This window comes from Runella sp. SP2, assembly GCF_003711225.1.
Taxonomy (GTDB): Bacteria; Bacteroidota; Bacteroidia; order Cytophagales; family Spirosomataceae; genus Runella.
The window spans coordinates 4,595,360-4,618,796 of the sequence record NZ_CP031030.1 but is presented as its reverse complement, the minus strand read 5'-3'; the positions used below and the strand labels follow the sequence as shown (position 1 = coordinate 4,618,796).

Below are 23,437 nucleotides of genomic sequence, written 5' to 3'. Positions count from 1 at the left end.
CCCCCTCCTTCTACCCTAAACTCTTCTTCGCCTCCGCTTTCAGGATTTCTTTATCAATCGGCACTACCCCCACGTGTTCGCAAACGAGTCCACCGCCTAGGTTGGAAAGCTCAGCCACCGTCGTTGGGGCAACCCCCAATGCCACCGCGCAAGCCGCAATACTAATTACAGTATCTCCCGCTCCTGACACGTCTGAAATTTCGCGTTGGTGCGCTGGGACGCGGTGTTGTTGTTCCAAATAATCAATATACACGCCTCGCTCCGAGAGTGTTATAAATGCTCCTTTGGCGTTGAGTTCATAGCGTAGTTTTTTCACGACAGCTTTCAGTTCGTCCTCGTTGCGTACATCAAACTCTACTTTCAGTCCTTCTTTCAACTCTTTTAGATTGGGTTTGAACAAAGTGACATTTTGGTAAGCCAAGAAATTGCGTTTTTTGGGGTCAACCACCGTCGGAATGCCTAGTAAATTGGCCGCATCCGTAATTTCTTTGATGACATTAGGACACAAAACGCCTTTGTCGTAATCTTCAAAAAGCACTACGTGACATTCGGGCAAGAGCATTTTGGCTTTCTCAATCAGTTGCGCTTGTTCTTCCAACGTAATTACTTTATCGGTTTCGGTGTCCACCCGAACCACCTGCTGCGAACCCGCAATGATACGTTCTTTGATGGTTGTAATACGGTCGGGGCTTTGTAAGATTCCATCCGTACGCAAATGACGTTTTGTCAATTCACCCAGTAAATTTTGGCCTTCCGTATCTTGTCCCACTACTGAGCAAATAATGGGCTCAGCGCCGAGCGCGTGTATGTTCAAAATTACATTCCCTGCCCCTCCCAAGCGGTATTCGCGGCGTTGAGCCACTACCACAGGAACAGGTGCTTCGGGAGAGATTCGCTCCACCTTTCCCCACACGTAGGCATCCAACATCACATCTCCTACAATCAGTACGCGCAGTTGGTTAAAAGAATCAAACAGTTGGTCAATAGTCATACGATTAAATAGCAAGCCAATTTTGTAGCATTTGTTTTCCGTGCTCCGTTAGCACCGACTCAGGGTGAAATTGTACCCCACGCACATCGTACGTATTGTGACGAAGTGCCATTACTTGGCCATTTTCATCCACGGCCGTGATGGTCATGGTATCAGGTACGGTTTCTCCTACAACGGTCCACGAGTGGTATCGTCCTACTTGAAACGACGAAGGAAGTCCCTTGAACAAAGGCTCATTGGTATCTGTCACAATGGCTTTATCACTGATTCCGTGAAGCACATCCGACATATTATTGAGACTAGCGCCGAATACCTCCCCAATGCCTTGATGCCCTAGACATACCCCCATGATGCTCTTTGTGGGTGCATAAGTGCGTACTAAATCTTGCAAAATTCCTGCTTCTGACGGAATGCCTGGGCCAGGTGAAAGCAAAATTTTATCATAGTTGGCGACCTCTTCTAGCGCAATTTTATCGTTGCGGTGTACTTCCACATCATCGTGCAACTCACGAAGAATATACACCAAGTTGTAGGTGAAAGAGTCGTAATTATCAAGAACCAAAATTTTCATAGTAATAGCTATTTGTGGCAAAAGTACCCAATTCCGTCCGTACCTCAAACCTTCCGTTTAAGATAGGAGTCGTAGTCGGGCAAGATGGTTTCATATTCTTGGTACATCAATGGGGACGTGAGAACATAGTCGGCAGTGATACGGTCACAAGCCATGGGAATGTTCCAAAGTACCCCCAAACGCAAAAGCGCTTTGATGTCGGGGTCGTGCGGCTGCGCCGACATAGGATCCCAGAAAAAAATCAATACATCAAGGCGCCCCTCGGCAATCATTGCCCCAATCTGCTGGTCACCTCCAAGCGGGCCACTAAGCAGGCGCGTTACGTGGACATCAAGGGCATCTTCGAGCAAGCGGCCCGTAGTGCCTGTGCCAAACAACTGATGGCGTCCCAGCGTGGCTTTGTTGTACACCGCCCATTCAATGAGTTCGGCTTTTTTGTTATCGTGTGCCACAAGCGCAATTCGCTTTCGGGCTGGAGTAAGGCGGGTTTGCATATTGTCGTATCAGTATTCGTTACAGAGTTAAAGGCCCATTCGGTTAAATTCTTTATTTTCTATGTGTTTATTCTCATATGTTCTATGTGTTTAAAAAGGGGGATACGCAACTTTTTAGGTGACAAGGAAAAGGTAAACACATAGTCCAGATAGAATTTTTACATAGCACACAAAAGACCGCCTACTATTTTCTATGTGTTTATAAAATCACTGCGGCTTCATGTTGTATCCTCCTCTTCTAAAACCCAATTTTCCCCTTACGAGCTTTAGCATTCTTCCCCTCAAAATAGGTTTTAAGCTCTTCGAGTTCTTTCTCAAACCCTCCCGAGAGAATCGGAAAACGGCACCAAGCGCGCGGGTCGAGGCTGTAATCGTCCAAGTGGAAACCTGGGGCATAGCGTTCTCGCTTCCATTGATTACGACTCCATAATTTGAAGAAACGATCCACCGACGCATACAACGTTTCGCGAGAATACTTTTCGGCAAAACGAACCTCCATGCTACGGAAACAGTCAACGGGTGACTTCTTGTCTCGAATCGCTACTTCCTCAATTGCATCTAACACCTCGTAAGGCATCAGGTCTTTCTCGTCGGTTTGCATTCGTTCTTTCGGACGTAATTCGGCGGTGGGTTGCAAGCTGTTTACTTTTTGCAAACCTTCCACTTTGATATGATGCCCTTTGACGTGGCAACCAATGGTTTCGAGCCACACCAACCACTGCCGCAACCAGTATTTATCAATCCCCGCAATTGGACTGATACTTCCCGCTGTATCTCCGTCCATGGTACAATAACCGACTGCAACTTCGGAACGGTTGGAAGTTGCTAACAGCAAATGTCCGTACAAGTTAGCCAACAGCCACACACTCGGGGCACGTACCCTCGCTTGGATATTTTGCAACGGAATATCGTCTTGCTCCCACGTAAGGTCACGACCTATTTGTTCCTCAATAAGCCCTTTGTAAGTTTCTACAAGTCCATTGATATTGATATGGTGGAAGGTCGCGCCTATCGACTGTGCCAAACTTGCCGCTGATTCGTAGGTATCCGTAGAACTGTTTTCTGTCCCTTGATAAATACTATGAATCAACTGCTTCGCGATACCCTCTACAGTCGTTTCTTGTTGAATTTTTTTGATATGCCCCAATTTTTGTTTGAACGCTTCGAGTCCAATACTTTCATCCGCCAGTCGAATCATCAAACCGCACAATGCCACGCAAACACAAGAATCGGCACCACCCGAAAGCGATACCGTAAAACCATACGAACGGGATTTGCGCAGGTAATCGAACAGCGCCAAGCATACTGCCCGCGCAAACTCCTCTTCCTTTAAATACCCGCCACGTTCAAATGGCTCTAACTCCGCTGTTTGATACGCGGGCGCTACTTCGTGCCACTGGAAGGTATCCGTTACTTTCCAATTACCGCCAGCAACGGGTGACTTTATTTGCGAATGAGAAAGTCGGGTGACATCAGTATCAATGACCGCCGAAGTAATGTAGTAATCGGCATAGCCAAACCGTGGGCTTGATGCCAACAACGTACCATCGCTGGCAATCATGGCATCGCCGTCAAAAAGAAGGCGGCCAGCTTCGTTGCCAAGTAGATTGGTATATACATAACTACACGAAAACGAACGAGAGCCGTCAATCACCAGCCGTTCGCGGGTTATGAATTTTTGGAAAGCAAACGGGCTGGCACTAGGGTTGAGGATGATGTCAACGCCTCGGTCAAAGTGCAAACGGCCTGGGCGCTGAGCCACCCACGCATCTTCACAAATTTCAAATCCAATTCTGATACCTGATACATCAAAAATCAAGTCGCCAATAGGATACGAAAAATCACCTACTTTGACCTCGTCGCGTAAGCCCGCAGGCCAACGGTGAAACCAACGGTCTTCGTAAAAAAGCCCGTAGTTGGGCAAGTGTTGTTTTGCCGCAAACCCAAGAATACGTTTGTTTACAATCAAACAGGCCGTGTTATATAATTTGTTATTAAACCGCAAAGGAAGCCCCACTGCCACGGCAATACCTGCCGTATGCGCAACGATTTCGTGCAAACTTTCGATGGCCTGAGTAAGGGTATTGGCGCTGTAAAAAGCATCGTCGCAACCGTAGCCTGTAATACATAATTCGGGCAAGCAAAGCAAGCTAATCTCTTGTCGGCGAGCGTCTTCAATCGCACTTACGATATGTTTACGATTCGACTCCCACGCTAAAGGAGTGGTGTTGATGGTGCCTGCGGCTACTTTAATGATAGACATAGCAGAAAGAATGGTTTATAAAATCCCTGCAAAGGTGCAAAGTTGTCCCTTTTTATCAGCGTCTTAACCACTAAAACTTTTAATCACTTTTTCTACGGTTGATCAAACAACCGACAGGTTCAGTACGTGTGGGTGAGATTGCCTTCCCGCTGGTAAGTGCCTCTAAAGCATTTTGAAGATAAAACTCAGTGGTTTTGGGACGGTATTTCCCAAGTCCAAAAAATTGGTTGTCAACCGCCCCGCGATACACTTCTTGGTCTTGGGCATTAAGCAGTACAACCTCGGGGGTCGTGCGTGCGTCATACCGTTTGACCAGCTTATGTTTTCGGTCTATTACGTAGGGCAATGTAAATTGGTATTCTTTGGCAAAAGCTTTTATTTCCGACTTTTTAAGGGACTTGGTTGAAAAAACAGCCGTAAACGCAACGTTTTGGCCATATTTATCGTACATTTCTTGTAATCGTTTGGTGGTTTTTTGGCAAATTGGACACTCGGTATCATAAAAAACGAACAAACGTCCCTGAGAATGAGCCGCTAACCCACAAAGATAGAACGACATGAATAAAACCAACTTTGACCAAACCATCTTAAAGTCGTCGTTAATTATCCCAAAATTAGATACAGTACTTTGCAAAACATTCAGTAGAATCTTTCGTTCTTAAAAGTACAAATAATTTGGATAAGCCTGTTTTTGCCTGACTTTTTTGTCTAACTTTTCGCCAACAACTAAGCCCTGTCGTAGAGATAAGGCTTGTTTTTAGATAAACTTTGTTGATTATCAGTTGTTTACTAAAAGTGGCTTCGTTTACCTAGTCGAAAAAACGCTGACAATTAGCCCAATTCGTATATTTTTTCTAACCTAATAGCTAATTTTTTTCCGAAACGCCTGATTTATAAAATACGTTTACATGAATCAATTGTTACGCAAGTCTTTCTTCATTTTAAGCATGACCTTGGGCTTCTATGGAGCACTCTGGGCCCAAAATCGTACGATAACGGGTAAGGTCACTTCTGCTACCGACGCGCAGCCTTTGCCAGGCGTAAACGTTACCCTCAAAGGCGCTACGACGGGGGTTTCGACCGATGCCGAGGGTAGTTATCGGATTGTGGTGCCCGACGGAAAAGTAACGTTGGCTTTTTCGTTTGTCGGAATGCTCAGTCAAGAGGTAGTGGTCACTAACCGAACGGTCATCAACGTCGAGCTTCTCGAAAGCCCTACCCAACTTAACGAAGTCGTGGTGACAGGTTACACAACCACCCAGCAAAAGGATGTCATTAGTGCCATGACCACTGTAAAAGGGGATCGCCTCAAAAACTTGCCCGTTTCAGGGATTGACCAAGCCTTACAAGGACAGGCGGCAGGGGTTCGTGTATCGGCCGCATCTGGAACACCTGGGGGCGGGGTCAAGGTTGTCATCCGTGGGAATACCTCAATTAATGCTTCCAACCGCCCGTTGATGATTGTTGATGGCATTCCAGTGTATGACGGAGCCGTATCACAATTTAGCTACGGAGGCCAGCAAGACAATGCGATTGCGGCTTTTAACACCAGCGATGTTGAGTCCATTCAAGTTCTCAAAGATGCTTCGGCGAAAGCAATTTATGGCGCAAGAGGAGCTAATGGCGTAGTACTAATTACGACAAAACGCGGCAAAGCCAACCAAAAAACCAATATTACATTTGATGTACAGCGCGGGGTATCGGACGTGGTTAAGCGCCTCGATTTGTTAAGCTCAAGCGAAATTTTGACCCTTCAACGTGAAGCTGTCGCCAATTTCAACGCCAAACAAACGCGTTTTCAGGACATGGTTGATCCCGATGCCCTCGGCTTGATTCCTGGTGTAACGGATGCGGTTAATACCAATTGGGTAGATGAAGTACTTCGTAAAGGGATTTATCAACAATACCAACTTTCTACTTCGGGGGGGAATGATCGTACGCGCTTTTATTTGAGTGGTAGCTATCGTGACGAAGAAGGGGTGCAGCTCAACAACCGCTTTGCGCGCTACACGGGTTCTTTTAACCTCGATCATAAGGCGTCTCCTAAACTTTCGTTTGGACTAAACCTAAGTATCGGTAGTACCAAAAACCGCCGTGTGTTTAGCGACAATGCCGTGGATGGCGTCTATGGTTCGGCACTTCGTAGCTTACCGTTTTATGCACCTTTCAACGAGCAATCAAAACTTTACACCCCCAACGATCCCAACTACCAAGGCTTCCCCAACGGTAATCCCGTCGCCGAGGCATTGTTGCCGCGTCAGTTGACGTACGGGATTAAGTTTTTGGGCGGTCTGAATGCCGAATATGCCTTCATGTCAAACCTCCGCCTTCGTACCAAGTTTAGCATGGATTACAACGGTTCGCAAGAAGATACCTACAACCCGACGGGCACTTTTTATGGAAGTTTACCTTCGATTGGGGGACAAGGATACGGGGCGTACGGGACGTCTTCGTTGGCAACCTTCTTGAATTCAACCATTTTGACCTACAACACCAGCATTTCGGAGGATCATCATATTAGTGGATTGGTGGGAGGGGAGCTTCTTCATTCTCAGGGGCTTTCTTCGGGTGTTCAGGGGCGTATTTTTCCTCGCGATGAGTTTACTTACATTGCATCCGCTGGGGTTGTCGATGCTGGTAGTTCATTTTTTGCTCAAAATGGTTTAGTATCTGGTTTTGGAGAAATAAAATACGACTACAAAGACAAATATTTGTTTAGCGCTACTGCTCGCTACGACGGTTCGTCTCGTTTTGGACAAGACCGCAAATTTGGTTTCTTCCCATCGGCTTCGGTAGGGTGGCGTTTGAAAGAGGAAAGCTTCTTGAAAGATGTGGGCTTTATCGAAGACCTTAAACTTCGGGCGAGCTATGGATATACAGGAAACGAACGCATCGGAAACTTTCAATTTTTAGGAACATGGGGAGCTACGACCTACAACGGTTCGTCGGGCGTGGGGCCAATCAGCCTTAGCAACCCAAACTTGCAATGGGAACGAACGCGGGAGGCAAACATTGGTTTGGACGTCGCGTTCTGGAAAGGCCGCTTGAGCTTCACTGCCGAAGTGTATGACAACCTCACTGATGCGCTTTTGTTTGCCGAACCACTGCCTGCGACTACGGGCTTTGGCTCGCTTCAAGGAAATATCGGTAGCATCTCAAACCGAGGGTTTGAGTTTACCTTACGTTCGGTCAATTTTGACGGCGCATTCCGTTGGACGACTGATTTGAACGTTTCGCGAAATGATAACAAGGTGGTGTCATTGGCTTCAGAACAACCTCTGTTCCGTGGTTTTTCAGCGGCAGGCGTAGGGGCTACCAACGTCATCCAAGTAGGTCAACCCCTCGGAACTTTCTGGGGACTCAAGTACTTAGGAGTGAACGTGGCTACTGGCGATGCCTTGTATGAAGATTTCAATGGCGATGGCCGAATTACAACTGACGATGCTCAAGTGATTGGAAACGCCCAGCCCAAATTGATAGGTGGTTTGACAAACACATTCTCTTGGAATGGTTTTGATGTCAGTGCTTTTCTGCAATTCTCTTACGGAAATAGTGTCATGAATTACGGTAATTCTTTCTTGCTTAACCCAGGTACAGATTTACGGGTAAACCAAACTAGGGCAGCACTGCGACGTTGGCAAAAAGCGGGTGACATTACGGACGTCCCTCGTTATGAGTATAACAATACTTACAACAGCTACTCAAGCAGCCGCCTTGTGGAAGATGGCTCGTATTTGCGTCTTAAAAACGTAGCTATTGGTTATACAATTCCAGCCAAGTGGACAAGCAGAGTAAAACTTGGTACAGTACGCTTGTACGCTACAGGTACGAATCTCTGGACGTTGACGCGCTATACAGGCGCTGATCCAGAAGTAAGTACGCTCGACGGCTCGACGGCCGCGCAAGGCATCGATTTCTTTACGTTACCGCAAGTAAAAACGATTGTGGGTGGGGTAACCGTAAATTTCTAACCAGCTTTAATCTTCCGAATTTTATGAAACGTTTATCATACGCATTACTTCTAACAGCTTTCATGTCGGCGTGTAACACGGTGGTTCTTGACCCACCTGCCGTTGATTTGCTGATTGATGACATTGTATTTACCACTGCCAGCGATTTGCCTTCGGTACGAATTGGGTTGTATTCGGCGGCACGGAGCATTGGAAGTCCTACGGTGCAAGCGGGCGATTTTACGGCCGATAACATTATTCACCTAGGAACTTTTACGGATTACCGAGAATTGGGTACCAAACAAATTACCCCTTCCAACGGAGTCGTTGGGGCTTTGTGGGGGAGTGTGTTTCGCTCGATTTATTTGGCCAATTTTGTGCTAGAGCGCCTTCCAACCATCGCGAGTGTGCGGGCGGCTGATGCGAAGGTGCTGACAGCAGAAGCCAAATTCTTACGCGGGTATGCCAATTTTATCGGTGCGCATACCTTTGGAGGTATTCCCAAAGTTACTTCAACGACATTAGCTACCAACCGTACCATCCCACGCGCTTCCAAAGAGGAGATTTTGACTTGGGCACTGGAAGATTTTCAAGCGGCACTTGCTGATTTGCCTGATGGCGACCCGCAAGACCGTAACGTATTTGCAGGATATGCCACCAAAAACGCCGCTCGTGCTGCACTAGCGCGCTATTATCTCTACCAAAAAAACTGGGCGCAGGCTGAAGCCTATGCCACACTTCTCATCAATTCAACCAATTATTCACTGGTTTCTTATAATGACGTGGTAACCAGAGATTTTACCCAAGAATCAATTTTTGAGTTTGGATATACCCTCAACGATTACTCGGGAGATATTAATAATTATTTTGTAGGTCGTAGAGAGGTGGTTCCTTCCAATCAAGTGGTGGTGTCGTTGTTGTCGAGAGAGTCAGGAAATCGTAGCCAAACCCTTGAGTTTGATTTTACCAAACAAAAAGGTAATGACAATGGTTGGACACTCCGTAAGTATGGAACGGCGGATGAAAGTAACCGCAATTTTGTGGTTTTTCGTTTGGGAGAAATGTACTTGATTCGGGCGGAAGCACGGGCGCAGCAGGGAAAAATTACGGGTACAACGGGGGCTATCGCAGATATTAATAGGTTACGTACGCGCGCAGGTGATGGGTTGGTAGCAGCTGAACAGCCTCCGTTGATTACAACAGCCACTCAAAGCGAAATGCTTAGTATTATCGAACGTGAACGGGTCTATGAGTTGGCATTTGAAGGACATCGTTGGTACGACCTTGTGCGTACAGGGCGGGCGCAGGCAGTGATGTCCGCTTTTTCAACCAACTGGAACGTTAAGTATGAGCTTTGGCCAATACCACAAACTGAAATTCAACGAAACCCCTCTTTGGTTGGACAGCAGAATCCTGGTTATTAGGTTTTCTCTTTACTGTTTGGGGTTTGGGGTTTCCTGTTTGAGGTTAGAATATTAACCGTAAACCCGAAACAGCAAACTGTAAACCCGAAACAGTAAACGTTAAACCCGAAACTGTAAAACTGAAAAAGTAAATTAAAAATCTGAAAATGAAATCTAACTATTCAATCATAAAATCAGTCGTTTTTGTTTTTCTGATGGTGTCAGCGGGGTTATGGCTGGCGGGCTGTGAAGAACAACGTATTATCTACCAAGGAGGAAATTTTGTGGTTTTTAATGATACTGCGCTCAGTTTCAAGGAAAGTTATTCCAAAGCCATCAAAATCAGAGTTCACAACGGCGGGGCTGTACTCAATGAGTCAATCAACATCAGTTATACCGTAGGTGGTACTGCCCGTGAAGGCAGAGATTACCGCATCGAGGGTACGAAAGGAACAGTGATTATTCCTGTAGGCCAGAGTTTTGGCGAAATTACTTTGTACCTGCTCAATAATGCCAATAACATACTCGAATCGAGTACTATTGAGTTTGCCCTGACAGCAGTGAGACCTGCTGACAAAGTACAAGTGGGTTTTGGAAAAGGTGGAATGGGCAATAAAATGGTGTTCACCATTCGGGATGCTTGCTTGATGGATGGGCTTTATACGGGGCAATTGCCCGTCAATGCTACCCAATCGTATCAATTGGCTGATATTGAAATTTCAAGTACGGATTGCAAACGTTATACTATCTCCAACATTAACGTTGGATTGATAGGTTTTCAACAGTTTTTTAACTGGGAGGCACCCGTAGGTTTCCAAGCCGAAAAACCAACCCTCGATTTTATTGACAACGGAAATAATACCCTGACGATTCCTCAGCAAGTGATTCCTCAGTTTGCCAGTGGATATGATACTTTGTCAGGAACGGGGGTTTGGAATCCTGTCAATAAACGAATCTCGCTGAATATTAGAATGAAGGTATATAGTTATGCTACTAGAAAAGATACCAACGTCATTGTTCCACTAAATTACGTCCCACAATAACCGCCTTACAGAGATGAAAAAAAGTATGCTTATTGCCTTAATAGGTATAATCATAGGTGCGCTAAGTGGGTGTACCGAAAAATTAGACCCTAAGCCGTTGACTTACTCTCAGTTACTCACTGGTACTGAAAAGAAAACGTGGGTGCTGAGTGGGGTTACGATTGTTGATGAAAAAGACCCGTTTGATTTGGCAGGAAGCGATGTCCTTGAGGCGTGCCAACTCGACGATCAGTTTGTGTTTTATGCAAATGCAGAAAAGAAAATGGAATACACCAACGGGGCAACCAAATGCCGTACCACGGAGCCAGATATTCTCATTACAGATGTGTGGCAATTGACGAGCGCCAATGCAACGCTTGAAATGGGTATTCCTCGGTTGTTTGGAGGCTTTAAGCTGCCGTTTATCGTAAAGACATTGACCGAAAACACGATGGTTCTTGAGTATTATTTCGGAGATGTTGATGCGAGCTACCGTTTTAAATTTACATCCACAGGGAAATAATTTAGTGCCTCGTCTCAATTTTGTACAAATACTATGCGCCAGTTACTATACATTTTTGCCATTTCTATTCTAACGAATTTTGCTGCCCACGCACAGCGGCGCCCAGAACCCTGTGCCACCATGGAAATGGACAGCCTACGCCGACTTCGATTTCCTAGCGAAGGTAGCCTTGATGATTTTGAGCGTGATTTACAGCGCAAAATGGTCGAGCTCAAGTCTAAAATGGCGTCTAGCAGAGGAGCGGCAGATATTATCACCATTCCCGTTGTTGTACACGTGATTCACAACGGAGAAGCAGTAGGTGTTGGGCGAAATATCAGTCAGGCGCAAATTCAGTCGCAGATAGAGACGCTTAACGAAGACTTTCGACGAAGAGTGAATACCAACGGTTTTAATAATGACGCCCGAGGAGCTGACATCGAAATAGAGTTTTGTATGGCCCAATTTAATCCCAACGGCCAACGAATGACGGAGGCAGGTATTGATCGGGTCAATGGAAATCGTACAAGTTGGGCACGTACTGACATTGAAGGTTCGCTAAAGCCAACTACGTCATGGGATCCCAACAAATATTACAATATCTGGGTGCTTGATTTTGCCGCACAAGACGATAACCTATTGGGATATGCTCAGTTTCCAAGTAGTTCGGGGCTGTCGGGGATTCCATCGGGTGGTGGGGCGGCTAGTACTGACGGGGTTGTGATTAACTACGCCAATTTTGGAAATTCTCAAAAAGGAAGCTTTTCTCTGTTGAGAGCACCTTATAATCTTGGAAGAACACTTACGCACGAAACAGGCCACTGGCTTGGCCTTCGCCACATTTGGGGAGATGCTGCTTGTGGAGATGATTTTTGTGCCGACACCCCAACCCAAGCGTCAGAAAGCCGTGGCTGTCAAAAAGGGCGTATTAGTTGTGGAGGGGCAAACATGGTTGAAAATTACATGGACTATTCGGACGATGCCTGTTTTAATATTTTTACCAGAGACCAAAAAACACGAATGCGAACGGTCATGGAGATAAGTCCACGGCGGGCAAGCTTGCTTACCTCAAATGTGTGTGGTCAACTTATATCAGGGAACCCAATTCCTAATTTTGAGGCAGAAAATCGCACCGTATTGCTGGGAGGCCAAGTACGTTTCACGGATCTTTCTACCAATTTTCCAACCGCGTGGAGATGGGAATTTGAAGGAGGTGATCCTGCTACTTCGACGAGCCAAAATCCGACTGTAACTTACACGACTGCGGGTAAGTTTAAGGTGACGCTCACGGTGTCAAACACGGCAGGAACGTCGGCCCCGCTTGTAAGAACAGAATATGTTGAAGTAATAAACGCGGGATTATGCGCCACCATCACTAGCTTTTCTGGTACGGGAACGGTCTTACGTCAAACGGGTGGTACGGGGTATATTGCAGGACAAAATAGTCGTCGAACCCAAGCAGTTGCAGAGCTTTATTCAAACCCGCTTGGATACACCAATTTACGGGGAGCAACCCTGAAATTTGGCGTGGCCAAGGCCGCAAGAAGTACCGAAACTGAAAGCGTCGTACGGGTTAAAGTATGGAATGCCCGCGGTTTCCAAGGGGGGCCAGGTTCGGAATTGACAGTCAAAGAAATTCCGTTGCGTAAAATTTTGGACGACGTGAAAAACAACCGAGAAACCAAAGTTGTTTTTGACCAAAATATCAACCTTTTAAGCCAAAATAACCTCGCATTCTTGATTGGAGTCGAGTTTGATTACGTAGCAGGTGATACCGTAGCCCTTGTCACTACCCGCGACGGCGAATCGCTCAATGCTACCTCTTGGGAACGAAATTCAAGTGGTAGTTGGGATCGTTATATTGTGCGTACAGGTTTAAACATTGCCCATGCCATCACTGCCGATGTAGGGATGAAACCTTCGGTGCAGATTCAAGCATCGGCACAATTTATTAACCCTGGCGAAGCCGTTATCTTACAAGCACGGGGAGCAGGGGTGATTAATTGGTCGCCGTCGGAAGGACTTAGCTCAACGCTAGGGCCCCAAGTAACCGCCCGTCCAACTCGGACATTGACGTATTTAGTGAATGGCTCTGGCTCAGATGTGTGTCGCGATTCGGCAAGTGCCACGATTTATGTTCGTAATGTTCAAATTTTGGGCAGTGAAACATTGCCAGACAAAGAACTAACACTGAGTCCTAATCCAACCGATGGCATGGTGGAAGTGAAATTTACCAATTCATTGCGCGGAAAAGTGCTTCTTCGCTTGCGAAGCATTACGGGGGCGGAAGTGTGGCGAGCTGAGTTTGAAAAGAACACCGATGCGTTTGTGCAACCAATCAACGTTCGAACTTACCCCGCGGGCGATTATTTCATTGATTTGCAATTGGGAGAATACGCCGATCGAAAACGCCTCGTGAAGTTTTGATAATAACCTTTGGTTATTGCCTATTCGTTGTTTTTGGGCTTATTATTAGGAAATTAGCACGGCAAGACCGTACTTTGTACCAGCAATAGAGGACAACCTCATTTTAAAGGGAGCAAAATCCCTTTAAAAATTTATAAAATAAAATATCAATTCGATAGAGTTTAAGTGTTAATAGATATGTCAAACATCCAATTCACATCAAACATAAGCGAAGCCGCGCGCCGCGATATTCTTGAGTTAGAAAGCAAAATCAGCTTTTTTAGCGACGGAAACGTGCCCGAAGAAGCTTTTCGTAAATTCCGCCTTGCAAGAGGGGTGTATGGCCAACGCCAAGCGGGGGTACAAATGATTCGTATCAAACTTCCGTATGGCCGTATTACTGCCGATCAGTTGGTGCGAATTGCCGATTGTTCTGACAAATATGCCACAGGAAATCTCCACGCCACTACGCGTCAAGATATTCAGTTGCACTTTGTAAAGTTGGCCGACTCGCCTGCTTTATGGGCCGATTTGGAAGATGCGCAAATAACCCTACGCGAAGCTTGCGGAAACACCGTTCGCAATGTTACGGCTTCTGCCCGCGCTGGGGTGGATCCATTGGAGCCTTTTGATGTAACTACCATTACCCACGGTATTTTTGAGTATTTCTTGCGCAACCCAATTTGCCAAGACATGGGGCGTAAGTTTAAAATTGCGGTGTCATCTTCAGAAAAAGACTCGGCTTATGCTTTTATGCACGATGTGGGTTTGATTCCACTCGTCCGTCTCAATGAGCAAGGCGAGGAAGTCAAAGGTTTTCGGGTGTTGATTGGTGGTGGCCTTGGCGCACAGCCGCTTTTGGCAAAACCTGCGCACGAGTTTTTGGAAGAAAAGTTCGTTATACCGTTTATTGAGGCTGTTATTCGCGTATTTGACCGTTACGGGGAGCGCGTGCGTCGTCACAAAGCGCGTATGAAATTCCTTTTGGCTGACATTGGTTTAGAGGAGTTCTTGAAGCGCGTAAATGAAGAGTGGACATCCATCAAAAACAAAGAATACCTTCCAGAAGGACTCGACTTTGCGAGTTCGGACTTATACACTTCGACGCGTGAAGGTGGAGTGACAAAAGAAGAACTAATCGCGGCTTCGACCGATGATACCTATACAAAATGGCTTCAAACCAACGTTTTTGAACAAAAACAAAAAGGCTGGTATGCCGTGCAGCTCCGCGTTTTGTTGGGTGATATGCACTCGTCAACGGCGCGTAAATTGGCCGACATTGTGCGCCAATACGCCGCCGACGATATTCGCGTTACCGTCAATCAAGGCTATTTGCTTCGTTTTGTAAAAGCAGAAGATTTGGCCACGGTTTATCAACAATTGAGTGATTTAGGATTGGCCGAGCCAGGTTTTGATACCACCGCCGACATCACCACTTGCCCAGGAACGGATACCTGTAACTTGGCGATTTCGAGCAGCTATGGCATCACTCGTGCGCTCGAAATTATGATGAAAGAAGAATTCCCTGACATCATTTACAACAACGACATCAAAATCAAAATCAGCGGTTGTATGAACGGCTGCGGTCAACACAGTGCCGCCAATATCGGTTTTCACGGAAGTTCCATCAAAAATGGTAAACTCGTATTGCCAGCCTTGCAAGTGTTGTTGGGCGGCGGATTCAACGGATTGAACGAAGGCATGATTGGCGATAAAGTGGTGAAAGTGCCGACCAAGCGTGGCCCTGCGGCACTGCGTTTGTTGTTGCAAGACTATGAAGCCAATTCGTTTGAAGGTGAATATTACAACGATTACTACCTCCGCCAAGGAAACAAATATTTCTACGCGATGTTGAAGCCGTTGGCCGATTTGACAACCGCTACGCCAAGCGACTACATTGACTGGGACCACGAAGAGCCTTTCCAAACGGAAGTCGGAGTAGGAGAATGTGCCAGTGTATTGGTTGACTTGGTGGGTACGACGCTTATTGAAGCCCAAGAAAAACTTGGCTGGGCCTTGGAAAACCTTGAAAAAGCTGTTTGGGCCGACGCTATTTATCATTCATACAATGTGTTTGTAACTGGGGCAAAAGCCATGCTTGTGAGCAAAGGCGTGCCTACCAATACACAGTATGGCATCATCCGTGACTTTGACGAGCACTTCGGCGCAGAATTTGGTCATTTGACCGAAGGTGGTTTCAAAGAGTTAGTATTTAGCATCAACAAAAACGAACCAAGCGAAGCCTTTGCTCGTCAGTTTGTGGAAGCTGCTGGTCAGTTTTTGAGCAAAGTAAACGAATTGCGTCAAGCACAATTGGAAGAAGTAGAAGAGCCAGCGTTATCGTTGGTAGAATTTGGAAAAGACAGCTAGTTTTATGAAAGTCACCCTCATTGGAGCAGGCCCAGGTGATCCCGAATTAATCACCTTGAAAGGTATCAAAGCCCTCAAAAGCGCTGACGTAGTTTTACACGATGCGTTAGCAAGTACGGAATTGCTGGAGTATTGTAAACCCAATTGCGTGATAGTCAACGTTGGAAAGCGTTTTGCTCAACACAGCTGTAACCAAGACGTTATCAACCACTTGATTGTCGAATACGCCCAACAATACGGCCACGTGGTGCGCCTCAAAGGTGGTGATCCGTTCATTTTTGGTCGTGGCTACGAAGAACTCGAATATGCTGAGCGTCATGGCATTACTGTAGAGGTAGTGCCAGGGATTTCGAGTAGCTATGCAGTGCCTGCTTTGGCGGGGATCCCCCTTACGACCCGAGGCATGAGCGAGAGTTTTTGGGTGATTACTGGCACGACCAAAGACCACAGCTTATCTAACGACCTGTCGTTGGCGGCGCGTTCGTCGGCAACGGTGGTGGTATTGATGGGAATGCACAAACTTCCCGAAATCGTTGAGACGTTTGCGCAGTTAGGAAAGATAAATTTGCCCGTCGCCATCATCCAAAATGGCAGTCGTCCCGATGAAAAAATTGTCACGGGGAAAGTCGGGAATATACTTCAACTAGCCCAAGCCGAGGGAATTGGCTCGCCCGCCATCATTGTGATTGGCAAAGTAGCACAACTCGCTGACAAAGTAAAAGAAATTTCTCAATTAGCTGATTATTAGCCCACCCTTCATTTATTTGACAAGTCCCCCATCATACATGGGGGCTTTTTTTTAGTACCTCAAGCAACTTTACCCGCTCAAATTGGGTTGAGTTTTTGAGTACGTTTCTTAATCAACCAAAAATTTAAGTTGAAAACTATCTCCACCGATCCCTACGCCGCGCTGCGTTATCCAGAGTTTGTCAACCTGATAACCACCAATAGCCTCATTACGGCGGCGCTTTTGATTCAGGAAGTGGTGATTGGGTATGAATTGTACAAAATTACCCACGATCCACTCTCATTAGGTTTTATTGGGCTGGCCGAAGCCATTCCGTACATTTCGTTGGCCTTATTTGGGGGCCATTATGCCGACCGCAAAGACAAACGCACCATCATGCAAATCAGCCAATCGGTGATTTTGGTTTGTTCTTTGGGATTGATTGCTTTGATGAACCCCGAAAACCGCAACCACCTTTCGCAGACGTCGTTGTTACTGACAGTTTATGGTATTTTGGCCGTTATTGGTTTTGCCAAAGGGTTTTATTCACCCGCCGTATCGTCGATGAAAGCTTTTTTAACCCCTCGCGAAGTATATTCCAACGCTGCTACGTGGAGCGGGACTTTTTGGCAGGTAGGCGCCATTGCAGGCCCAGGTGTAGCTGGATTTTTATACGCTTATTTGGGATTGATAAATACATTGTGGGTTGTGGTCGTGATTTTAGCCGTCACGCAAGGGATGTTGCTGTTGATTTCTAAGAAACCCATTCCGCACGCTGCCGAAGAAGAAACGGTCAGTTTGTGGCAAAGCATCAAAGAAGGAATTCAATTTGTATATGAACAAAAAATTCTCCTCTACTCCATTTCGCTCGATTTGGCAGCCGTGCTATTTGGGGGAGTAATTGCGATATTGCCCGTTTTTGCCGAAGATATTTTAAAAGTAGGTGCCGAAGGACTGGGAATCTTACGCGCCGCACCGTCGGTAGGGGCGGTTTTGACGATTTTTATGACGGCCTACTTTCCTCCCGCTCGGCACGCATGGCGCAATATGCTTATTTCGGTAGCAGGTTTTGGGGTAGCTACGCTTGTTTTTGCAGTTTCAACCCACTTTTGGTTGTCGGTCGTGATGTTATTTTTCACGGGAGCGTTTGATGCCATTAGCGTCGTCATTCGCCAAACAATTTTGCAAGTTGTCCCACCCGATCACATGCGAGGACGCGTTATTTCGGTCAATAGTGTCTTTGTGAGTTCGTCCAACGAGATTGGGGCGTTTGAGTCAGGCGTGCTTGCCAAAGTGATGGGAACAGTCCCGTCGGTGCTTTTGGGTGGTAGCCTGACGATGGTTATCGTCATCTGGGTGTGGATTAAATCCAAGGAATTGTTTAAAGTTGAATTAATGTAAAAAACATTTTTGGGCACAATTGGTTAGATACCTACTGTGCCCAAAAATCTATAAAAGTGCGCGAACCTTCCTCTTCACAAAAATCAACAGTTACCTCTGGCCGTCATGGTTTAGAGAAAGAAGATTATTATACCGACGAAAACGGTTTCATTGTATTCACGGCGGCGTATCATCTCAAGCGAGGCTACTGCTGCAAAAACGGCTGCCGCCACTGCCCTTATGGGTTTAAACGCGAGAAATAGGCTTAGGCTTTTCTAAAAAAGTGCTAGAAAATTCTTTATCTCACTGAGTTTTTCTGAATCCAACTGCCATGCACCTTTTGTGGCAGTGTGCTTGAAACTCACATTATTAGCTCCGTTACGTCGTTCTGCTTCTGTACAAATGTCCCAACGCATGTAATAAAGTAGCCAAGCTTTGTCTTTCTCCTTTAGATTCGAAGCAAGCAAAAAGGCAATCCGCTTTAGGGGAAGGTTTAGAAGCAATTGATTTTAGTAAAACATCGAGATTTGGGGAAATAAAATGGCAAGCAATTTGGGCCTCTATTTCAGGAACTTGGTAAAAACTATCTACGGCTTTTACCTCTACTCCAAAGACGGATGCAATGGCGGCATTAACAAATGCTAATTTACTTGCTTCATTGAAGTCTGCGGGGTCTAAATCAAGTAGGATGCCAATTTTCTCAATGGGATTAGAAAGTAAGTAATGCATCGTTTTTTATACTATCCAATGCTTTTTTTAGCTCTTTAACGGCACCTTTTCCAGCACCACCTAATTCCTGAATCTCAATTTCTCGTGTTTCGACATCAGGAGCAAGGGCTTTTACAAAAGCTGCGTCTTCTTTTCCTTCAACGATGATAACTTTTCTCATTACTCTCCTCGTATGGTATCTCCCGAAGCTAATTCATATTCAAGGGTTTCTAAATCATGCTTTACGCCGATGATTTGTTGGTTTTTGGGGCTTCTGCCCAATTCAAAATACCCACCCATTCCCACAAATTCTTTTTCTGCACACACTGACTGAAACGCTTTTATCATTTCTAAGCTGTGTGTTGTTGCAAAAAGTTGAATATTATAATGCTTACATAACTTCATCAGCATTCGCCATACTTCTGCCTGTGCCGTGTAGTGAATTCCGTTCTCAATTTCGTCGAGGAGAAGTACATTTAAAACATCTTTGTTGGGATAGTTATTCAAAATATTAATAACATATCGAACTATTTTTTGTACTGCGTCTCCCAAATAATAAATCGGCTGGTATTCAGAGCTACCCTGTTTTTGAAGATATAAGACATCTGGGAACGTAGCAAACGTGCGAATATCCATAAGAGAACTATCAATAATTTTAAGGGCTTCCAGCACTCTAAATTTTTCGCCCTTCTTATCCCAATAATCAAGTAAAGAAGTTAAGCTTCCACTGACAGGTAATTGATTGTACTTATCAAAAACAAAGGTGTGAGCAATACCAATATGAAAACTGTTATTAATATACTGCTTTTGACCGTTTTTAAGAGTATCTATCTCATTAAAAAAGTGCTGTTTGGGACTAGTACTTGAAAGTTGAAAGTGGATTCCAGATTCTGTTCCGACGTATGAAATAATTTGAATCGGCTTATGAGTCAATTGATTGTAAAAAAGATTTTTCTCCTTTTCTACATCCTTTTCCGATTGGCGGGTTGTGCTAGTCAACCCCTTATAATCACAACTCAATAAGAGATATATCGCCTCCAACAACGCCGTTTTTCCTGAGTTGTTTTTGCCCGTAATGAGGTTGATTTGCTCAAAACCGCTGATGCTGGCTTTCTCAAAACAACGGAAATTTTCTATTTCGATACTTTGTAGCATAATTTGATGCTTTATGTCAAAGATAAAAGATCTTTTCTACTTCACTATCTGCTGCAACTCATTGATTTTTAGTAAATATTTGATGGGTGGGGGTAGCATTAATGTTAAACTATTCTAAGCTATTGTTCACTTTCAGGGTAGGGATAAATTGGAAATCCTTTAGATTATAGGTTTTCAACTCAAGGTCATACACAAGGGCAGTAGCAGCAATAAGAGTATCTGGAATACCTACATGGTGAGAAAGAATATATTGTTGCTGTAACTGCATAGCTAACTGAATTATTTCTTGATTCAATGGTAAAGATGCAAATCCATTGAGTTTTTTGCGAGTTCGGAGTCAGTCTTTTTTGTCTAAAACCCCTTGGTACACTTCCATCGAAACAATAGGTGATATAGCCAAGTTAGTTTTGCCATAGGTTTCAATAAAAGTAAGTACTTGGGGCTTTTGGCGAAGGTAATCTACGACAATATTAGTATCAAGCATCAAGATTTCCTTTTCCATGCTTGTTTTCTTAATTGTTTGGCAAACTCAACGGTGTCAATATCGTTCTTAAAAATAGGGGCATCGTCAATAGCCTCATCACCAAGAGGTTCATCAATGATTTTTATGTACTGTCGATAGTCCAATTTAGGTACTTCAAAAGGAAGGGTTTCAAGACTTACTTCTTCTTGAATTTTTTCGACAACAATGTCTTTGAGCATCTCTTGTACAGACTTACCAACCTTGCGCGCCTTTTCAACGATTTTCTGTTCTAGTGAGGCATCGTTAATTTCGAGGATAAGCATGGCTTTTTATGTCAATTTTGACAAATATAATACAAAATCGAATAAACCTTACTCCACCAACCGCCGTAACTCATTGAGTTTGAGCAGGGCTTCGATGGGGGATAGGGTGTTGATGTCGAGGGTTTTGAGCTTCGATTTAAGTTCTTCAATTTTAGGGTCTTGGGGTTCAAAAAGCGTCATTTGGTAGTTCACTTTTGGCATTTCCTTTACAGCCTTGGTGGTTTCTTGCTTGCGGTGGCTCTTTTCGAGGCTGTGCAAAATATCGTTGGCGCGCAGTACCACTTCTTGCGGCATTCCTGCCATTTGTGCCACGTGAATCCCGAAGCTGTGCTCGCTGCCACCTTCTTTGAGTTTGCGCAAGAAAATGACTTTATTCCCCATCTCTTTCACGGCCACATTGAAGTTTTTGACGCGAGGAAAATCTTCCGCCAACTGATTCAACTCGTGGTAGTGGGTCGCAAAAAGCGTTTTGGCGCGGTGGCGCGGGTGGTTGTGCAAAAATTCGGCAATGCTCCACGCAATACTTACCCCATCGTAGGTGCTCGTTCCGCGCCCGATTTCGTCCATAAGTACCAAACTGCGCTCGCTCAGGTTGTTGAGGATGCTGGCGGTTTCGGTCATCTCGACCATGAAGGTACTTTCGCCGCGACTGAGGTTGTCGGAAGCGCCTACACGGGTAAAAATCTTGTCCACCAACCCAATTTCGGCTTCCAGTGCGGGGACAAAACTGCCCATTTGTGCCATCAACACAATCAAGGCCGTTTGACGCAGTAAAGCGGATTTACCCGCCATATTCGGTCCCGTAATGATGATGATTTGTTGGGTGGTGTCGTCCAAGTATAAATCGTTGGGTACGTAACTTTCGCCCAACGGCAACTGCTGCTCAATCACGGGGTGGCGTCCTTCCTTGATTTTGAGCGCTTTATCGTCGGTGATGACGGGTTTGTAATAGTTGTTTTTCTTGGCAATCACCGCAAACGACGACAGCGCATCCAACACCGAAATAATCCGAGCGTTTTGCTGAACGGCAGTCACGTAATCGTTGGCCGTCATGACCAAATCGTTGAAGATGCGCTGCTCTATCACAAACAGTTTTTCTTCGGCACTCAAAATTTTATCCTCGTATTCTTTAAGCTCGGGCGTGATGTAGCGCTCGGCGTTGACAAGGGTTTGTTTGCGAATCCAGTCGGACGGAACGCGGTTTTTGTGGGAGTTGGTCACTTCGAGGTAATACCCAAACACCTTGTTGTACGCAATTTTTAGCGACGTAATTCCCGTACGTTCAATCTCACGGTTTTGAACTTGAATCAAATAATCTTTACCAGAAAAAGCCAGTTCTTGCAAACGGTCCAACTCCGCATCAATACCCGCTTTAATCATGCCCCCTTGGTTGGTCACCGTCGGAGGATCGTCGCGGAGCTCGGTCTCAATTTTTTCGAGCAAAAACTCGCAGGCGTTCAACTGGTCGGCGTATTTGCGAAGTGGCCCTAATGCGGAAGGAGCGTTTTCGGTTTCGTTCCAGGCCGCTTGCAACAACTCCTTGACGGGTGCAATGTGACTCAGTGATTTTTTGAGTTGAACCATCTCCCGAGGATTGATACGACGAACGGCCACCTTAGAAATAAGTCGCTCTAAATCACCAATTTGCTTGAGGTGCTGGGTGAGCGTTTCCAGCATTTCTTCGTGTTTGAGAAAATGCTCAACGGTTTGTAGTCGCTCTTCAATCGGCGCTTTGTCTTTGAGAGGCAACACCAGCCATTTGCGAAGCAAGCGCGCACCCATGGGGGTGACGGTTTGATCTAAAATTTGGATAAGAGGCACGCCCCCTTCTTGCTGAGGATAGACCAACTCAAGGTTACGAATCGTAAAGCGGTCGAGCCACACGTATTTTTCTTCGTCGAGGCGGGTAAGGCGCGTAATGTGCTGGATTTCGCGGTGCTCAGTGTCGGCTAAGTACCTCAAAATCACCCCAGCAGCTACGACGCCTTCGGTCAGGGCTTCCACTCCAAATCCCTTCAAGGAAGCCGTGTTGAAGTGCTTAGTAAGGAGTTCGTAGGCAAAATCGTGGGTGTAGGCCCAGTCCTCAAACGAAAAGGTATGAAACTTGTCGCCAAAGAATTCGGTAAACTCTTGGCGGTGTTTTTTACAGTACAAAACCTCCGACGGCGCAAAGCTTTGGAGAAGTTTTTCGATGTAATCTTTGGTGCCTTGGGTGGTCAAAAATTCACCCGTTGATACGTCTAAAAAGGCAATGCCGAAGACGTTGTTTTTGCCAAAATGAACCGAGGCAAGGTAATTGTTGCGCCGAACGTCCAACACGTTGTCGTTGAACGAAACTCCTGGTGTGACCAATTCTGTTACGCCTCTTCGGACGATTCCTTTGGCAACGGCGGGGTCTTCAAGCTGGTCGCAAATGGCTACGCGTTCACCCGCACGAACCAGCTTGGGCAGGTAGTTGTCCAATGAATGGTGAGGGAAACCCGCAAGTTCTTCCTGCGAACCACCGTTGTTGCGGCGCGTCAAGACAATCCCTAAAATCCGACTAGCGCGTACGGCATCTTCCCCAAACGTCTCGTAAAAGTCGCCTACTCGAAAGAGGAGCATGGCGCCTGGGTATTTCGACTTTATTTGGTTGTACTGACGATTGAGGGGTGTTTCTTTGACTTTAACGGGTTCGGTTGCGTTTTTTGCAGTGCGGGCCATGCCTAG

The 23,437-nt window shown here is 45.7% G+C and carries 21 protein-coding genes; 9 read left to right on the top strand and 12 right to left on the bottom strand.

Annotated features, from left to right (window positions below; genetic code table 11):
- Positions 1-10: 10 nt before the first annotated feature.
- The 5 genes from DTQ70_RS18400 to DTQ70_RS18380 all read right to left on the bottom strand — a co-directional run bounded on the left by DTQ70_RS18400 (position 11) and on the right by DTQ70_RS18380 (position 4,878).
- The gene (locus tag DTQ70_RS18400; protein ID WP_122932166.1) at positions 11-991 is read right to left on the bottom strand and encodes a bifunctional heptose 7-phosphate kinase/heptose 1-phosphate adenyltransferase; all 981 of its coding nucleotides are present in this window, start codon (positions 989-991) and stop codon (positions 11-13) included.
- Between the two features lie 4 nt (positions 992-995).
- Positions 996-1,562, bottom strand: coding sequence for an aminodeoxychorismate/anthranilate synthase component II (locus DTQ70_RS18395; protein ID WP_122932165.1), 567 nt, complete (start codon positions 1,560-1,562; stop codon positions 996-998).
- Between the two features lie 44 nt (positions 1,563-1,606).
- Complete coding sequence (locus tag DTQ70_RS18390; protein WP_122932164.1) at positions 1,607-2,056, bottom strand: methylglyoxal synthase; 450 nt, start codon at positions 2,054-2,056, stop codon at positions 1,607-1,609.
- Positions 2,057-2,294: 238 nt separating this feature from the next.
- Positions 2,295-4,319 carry an NAD(+) synthase gene (gene nadE, locus DTQ70_RS18385; protein WP_122932163.1) on the bottom strand — a complete coding sequence of 675 codons (2,025 nt, stop codon included), beginning with the start codon at positions 4,317-4,319 and terminating at the stop codon, positions 2,295-2,297.
- A gap of 79 nt (positions 4,320-4,398) precedes the next feature.
- Entirely contained in the window at positions 4,399-4,878 is a 480-nt protein-coding gene (locus DTQ70_RS18380; RefSeq protein ID WP_164490103.1) for a redoxin domain-containing protein, read from the bottom strand.
- 349 nt (positions 4,879-5,227) lie between these two features.
- Between DTQ70_RS18380 and DTQ70_RS18375 the strand changes: the two genes are divergently transcribed.
- The 9 genes from DTQ70_RS18375 to DTQ70_RS18335 all read left to right on the top strand — a co-directional run bounded on the left by DTQ70_RS18375 (position 5,228) and on the right by DTQ70_RS18335 (position 18,342).
- The gene (locus DTQ70_RS18375) at positions 5,228-8,290 is read left to right on the top strand and encodes a TonB-dependent receptor (protein WP_122932161.1); all 3,063 of its coding nucleotides are present in this window, start codon (positions 5,228-5,230) and stop codon (positions 8,288-8,290) included.
- 23 nt (positions 8,291-8,313) lie between these two features.
- The gene (locus DTQ70_RS18370; RefSeq protein ID WP_122932160.1) at positions 8,314-9,693 is read left to right on the top strand and encodes a RagB/SusD family nutrient uptake outer membrane protein; all 1,380 of its coding nucleotides are present in this window, start codon (positions 8,314-8,316) and stop codon (positions 9,691-9,693) included.
- Positions 9,694-9,839: 146 nt separating this feature from the next.
- Positions 9,840-10,715, top strand: coding sequence for a hypothetical protein (locus tag DTQ70_RS18365; RefSeq protein WP_164490102.1), 876 nt, complete (start codon positions 9,840-9,842; stop codon positions 10,713-10,715).
- Between the two features lie 13 nt (positions 10,716-10,728).
- Entirely contained in the window at positions 10,729-11,217 is a 489-nt protein-coding gene (locus DTQ70_RS18360) for a hypothetical protein (protein WP_122932158.1), read from the top strand.
- A 33-nt stretch (positions 11,218-11,250) separates the two neighbouring features.
- Positions 11,251-13,623, top strand: a complete 2,373-nt coding sequence (locus tag DTQ70_RS18355) for a M43 family zinc metalloprotease (RefSeq protein WP_122932157.1) — start codon at positions 11,251-11,253, stop codon at positions 13,621-13,623.
- 177 nt (positions 13,624-13,800) lie between these two features.
- Positions 13,801-15,972 carry a nitrite/sulfite reductase gene (locus DTQ70_RS18350; protein ID WP_122932156.1) on the top strand — a complete coding sequence of 724 codons (2,172 nt, stop codon included), beginning with the start codon at positions 13,801-13,803 and terminating at the stop codon, positions 15,970-15,972.
- A gap of 4 nt (positions 15,973-15,976) precedes the next feature.
- The gene (gene cobA / locus DTQ70_RS18345; protein ID WP_122932155.1) at positions 15,977-16,720 is read left to right on the top strand and encodes a uroporphyrinogen-III C-methyltransferase; all 744 of its coding nucleotides are present in this window, start codon (positions 15,977-15,979) and stop codon (positions 16,718-16,720) included.
- Between the two features lie 129 nt (positions 16,721-16,849).
- The gene (locus tag DTQ70_RS18340; protein WP_122932154.1) at positions 16,850-18,100 is read left to right on the top strand and encodes an MFS transporter; all 1,251 of its coding nucleotides are present in this window, start codon (positions 16,850-16,852) and stop codon (positions 18,098-18,100) included.
- A 56-nt stretch (positions 18,101-18,156) separates the two neighbouring features.
- Entirely contained in the window at positions 18,157-18,342 is a 186-nt protein-coding gene (locus DTQ70_RS18335) for a DUF5522 domain-containing protein (protein ID WP_122932153.1), read from the top strand.
- 115 nt (positions 18,343-18,457) lie between these two features.
- Here DTQ70_RS18335 and DTQ70_RS30785 read toward each other — a convergent pair whose 3' ends face one another.
- The 7 genes from DTQ70_RS30785 to mutS all read right to left on the bottom strand — a co-directional run bounded on the left by DTQ70_RS30785 (position 18,458) and on the right by mutS (position 23,431).
- Positions 18,458-18,808: a hypothetical protein gene (locus DTQ70_RS30785; RefSeq protein ID WP_164490101.1), complete on the bottom strand. Its 351-nt coding sequence runs from the start codon at positions 18,806-18,808 to the stop codon at positions 18,458-18,460.
- A complete protein-coding gene (locus tag DTQ70_RS18325; protein ID WP_122932151.1) occupies positions 18,789-18,968 on the bottom strand; it encodes a hypothetical protein in 180 nt (59 codons plus the stop codon). The genes DTQ70_RS30785 and DTQ70_RS18325 overlap by 20 nt, the downstream gene beginning before the upstream one ends.
- Positions 18,968-19,942, bottom strand: a complete 975-nt coding sequence (locus tag DTQ70_RS18320) for an ATP/GTP-binding protein (protein WP_122932150.1) — start codon at positions 19,940-19,942, stop codon at positions 18,968-18,970. Before DTQ70_RS18320 ends, DTQ70_RS18325 begins: the two co-directional genes overlap by 1 nt.
- 109 nt (positions 19,943-20,051) lie before the next feature.
- Entirely contained in the window at positions 20,052-20,237 is a 186-nt protein-coding gene (locus tag DTQ70_RS30780; RefSeq protein WP_164490100.1) for a type II toxin-antitoxin system VapC family toxin, read from the bottom strand.
- Positions 20,238-20,279: 42 nt separating this feature from the next.
- On the bottom strand, positions 20,280-20,444 hold the full coding sequence (locus DTQ70_RS30775) for a type II toxin-antitoxin system VapC family toxin (RefSeq protein ID WP_164490099.1): 165 nt from the start codon (positions 20,442-20,444) through the stop codon (positions 20,280-20,282).
- Positions 20,426-20,728, bottom strand: coding sequence for a hypothetical protein (locus tag DTQ70_RS18315; protein WP_122932149.1), 303 nt, complete (start codon positions 20,726-20,728; stop codon positions 20,426-20,428). Before DTQ70_RS18315 ends, DTQ70_RS30775 begins: the two co-directional genes overlap by 19 nt.
- A gap of 48 nt (positions 20,729-20,776) precedes the next feature.
- Positions 20,777-23,431 (bottom strand): DNA mismatch repair protein MutS, encoded by a 2,655-nt coding sequence (mutS, locus tag DTQ70_RS18310; RefSeq protein ID WP_122932148.1) that lies wholly within the window; start codon positions 23,429-23,431, stop codon positions 20,777-20,779.
- Positions 23,432-23,437: the final 6 nt, after the last annotated feature.

What these genes read in the sequence shown, in the direction of transcription:
- DTQ70_RS18400 (WP_122932166.1), bottom strand. Translation starts at nt 991, where the DNA reads ATGACTATTGACCAACTGTTTGATTCTTTTAACCAACTGCGCGTACTG.
- DTQ70_RS18395 (WP_122932165.1), bottom strand. Translation starts at nt 1,562, where the DNA reads ATGAAAATTTTGGTTCTTGATAATTACGACTCTTTCACCTACAACTTG.
- DTQ70_RS18390 (WP_122932164.1), bottom strand. Translation starts at nt 2,056, where the DNA reads ATGCAAACCCGCCTTACTCCAGCCCGAAAGCGAATTGCGCTTGTGGCA.
- nadE (WP_122932163.1), bottom strand. Translation starts at nt 4,319, where the DNA reads ATGTCTATCATTAAAGTAGCCGCAGGCACCATCAACACCACTCCTTTA.
- DTQ70_RS18380 (WP_164490103.1), bottom strand. Translation starts at nt 4,878, where the DNA reads ATGTCGTTCTATCTTTGTGGGTTAGCGGCTCATTCTCAGGGACGTTTG.
- DTQ70_RS18375 (WP_122932161.1), top strand. Translation starts at nt 5,228, where the DNA reads ATGAATCAATTGTTACGCAAGTCTTTCTTCATTTTAAGCATGACCTTG.
- DTQ70_RS18370 (WP_122932160.1), top strand. Translation starts at nt 8,314, where the DNA reads ATGAAACGTTTATCATACGCATTACTTCTAACAGCTTTCATGTCGGCG.
- DTQ70_RS18365 (WP_164490102.1), top strand. Translation starts at nt 9,840, where the DNA reads ATGAAATCTAACTATTCAATCATAAAATCAGTCGTTTTTGTTTTTCTG.
- DTQ70_RS18360 (WP_122932158.1), top strand. Translation starts at nt 10,729, where the DNA reads ATGAAAAAAAGTATGCTTATTGCCTTAATAGGTATAATCATAGGTGCG.
- DTQ70_RS18355 (WP_122932157.1), top strand. Translation starts at nt 11,251, where the DNA reads ATGCGCCAGTTACTATACATTTTTGCCATTTCTATTCTAACGAATTTT.
- DTQ70_RS18350 (WP_122932156.1), top strand. Translation starts at nt 13,801, where the DNA reads ATGTCAAACATCCAATTCACATCAAACATAAGCGAAGCCGCGCGCCGC.
- cobA (WP_122932155.1), top strand. Translation starts at nt 15,977, where the DNA reads ATGAAAGTCACCCTCATTGGAGCAGGCCCAGGTGATCCCGAATTAATC.
- DTQ70_RS30785 (WP_164490101.1), bottom strand. Translation starts at nt 18,808, where the DNA reads ATGCATTACTTACTTTCTAATCCCATTGAGAAAATTGGCATCCTACTT.
- DTQ70_RS18325 (WP_122932151.1), bottom strand. Translation starts at nt 18,968, where the DNA reads ATGAGAAAAGTTATCATCGTTGAAGGAAAAGAAGACGCAGCTTTTGTA.
- DTQ70_RS18320 (WP_122932150.1), bottom strand. Translation starts at nt 19,942, where the DNA reads ATGCTACAAAGTATCGAAATAGAAAATTTCCGTTGTTTTGAGAAAGCC.
- DTQ70_RS30775 (WP_164490099.1), bottom strand. Translation starts at nt 20,444, where the DNA reads ATGGAAAAGGAAATCTTGATGCTTGATACTAATATTGTCGTAGATTAC.
- DTQ70_RS18315 (WP_122932149.1), bottom strand. Translation starts at nt 20,728, where the DNA reads ATGCTTATCCTCGAAATTAACGATGCCTCACTAGAACAGAAAATCGTT.
- mutS (WP_122932148.1), bottom strand. Translation starts at nt 23,431, where the DNA reads ATGGCCCGCACTGCAAAAAACGCAACCGAACCCGTTAAAGTCAAAGAA.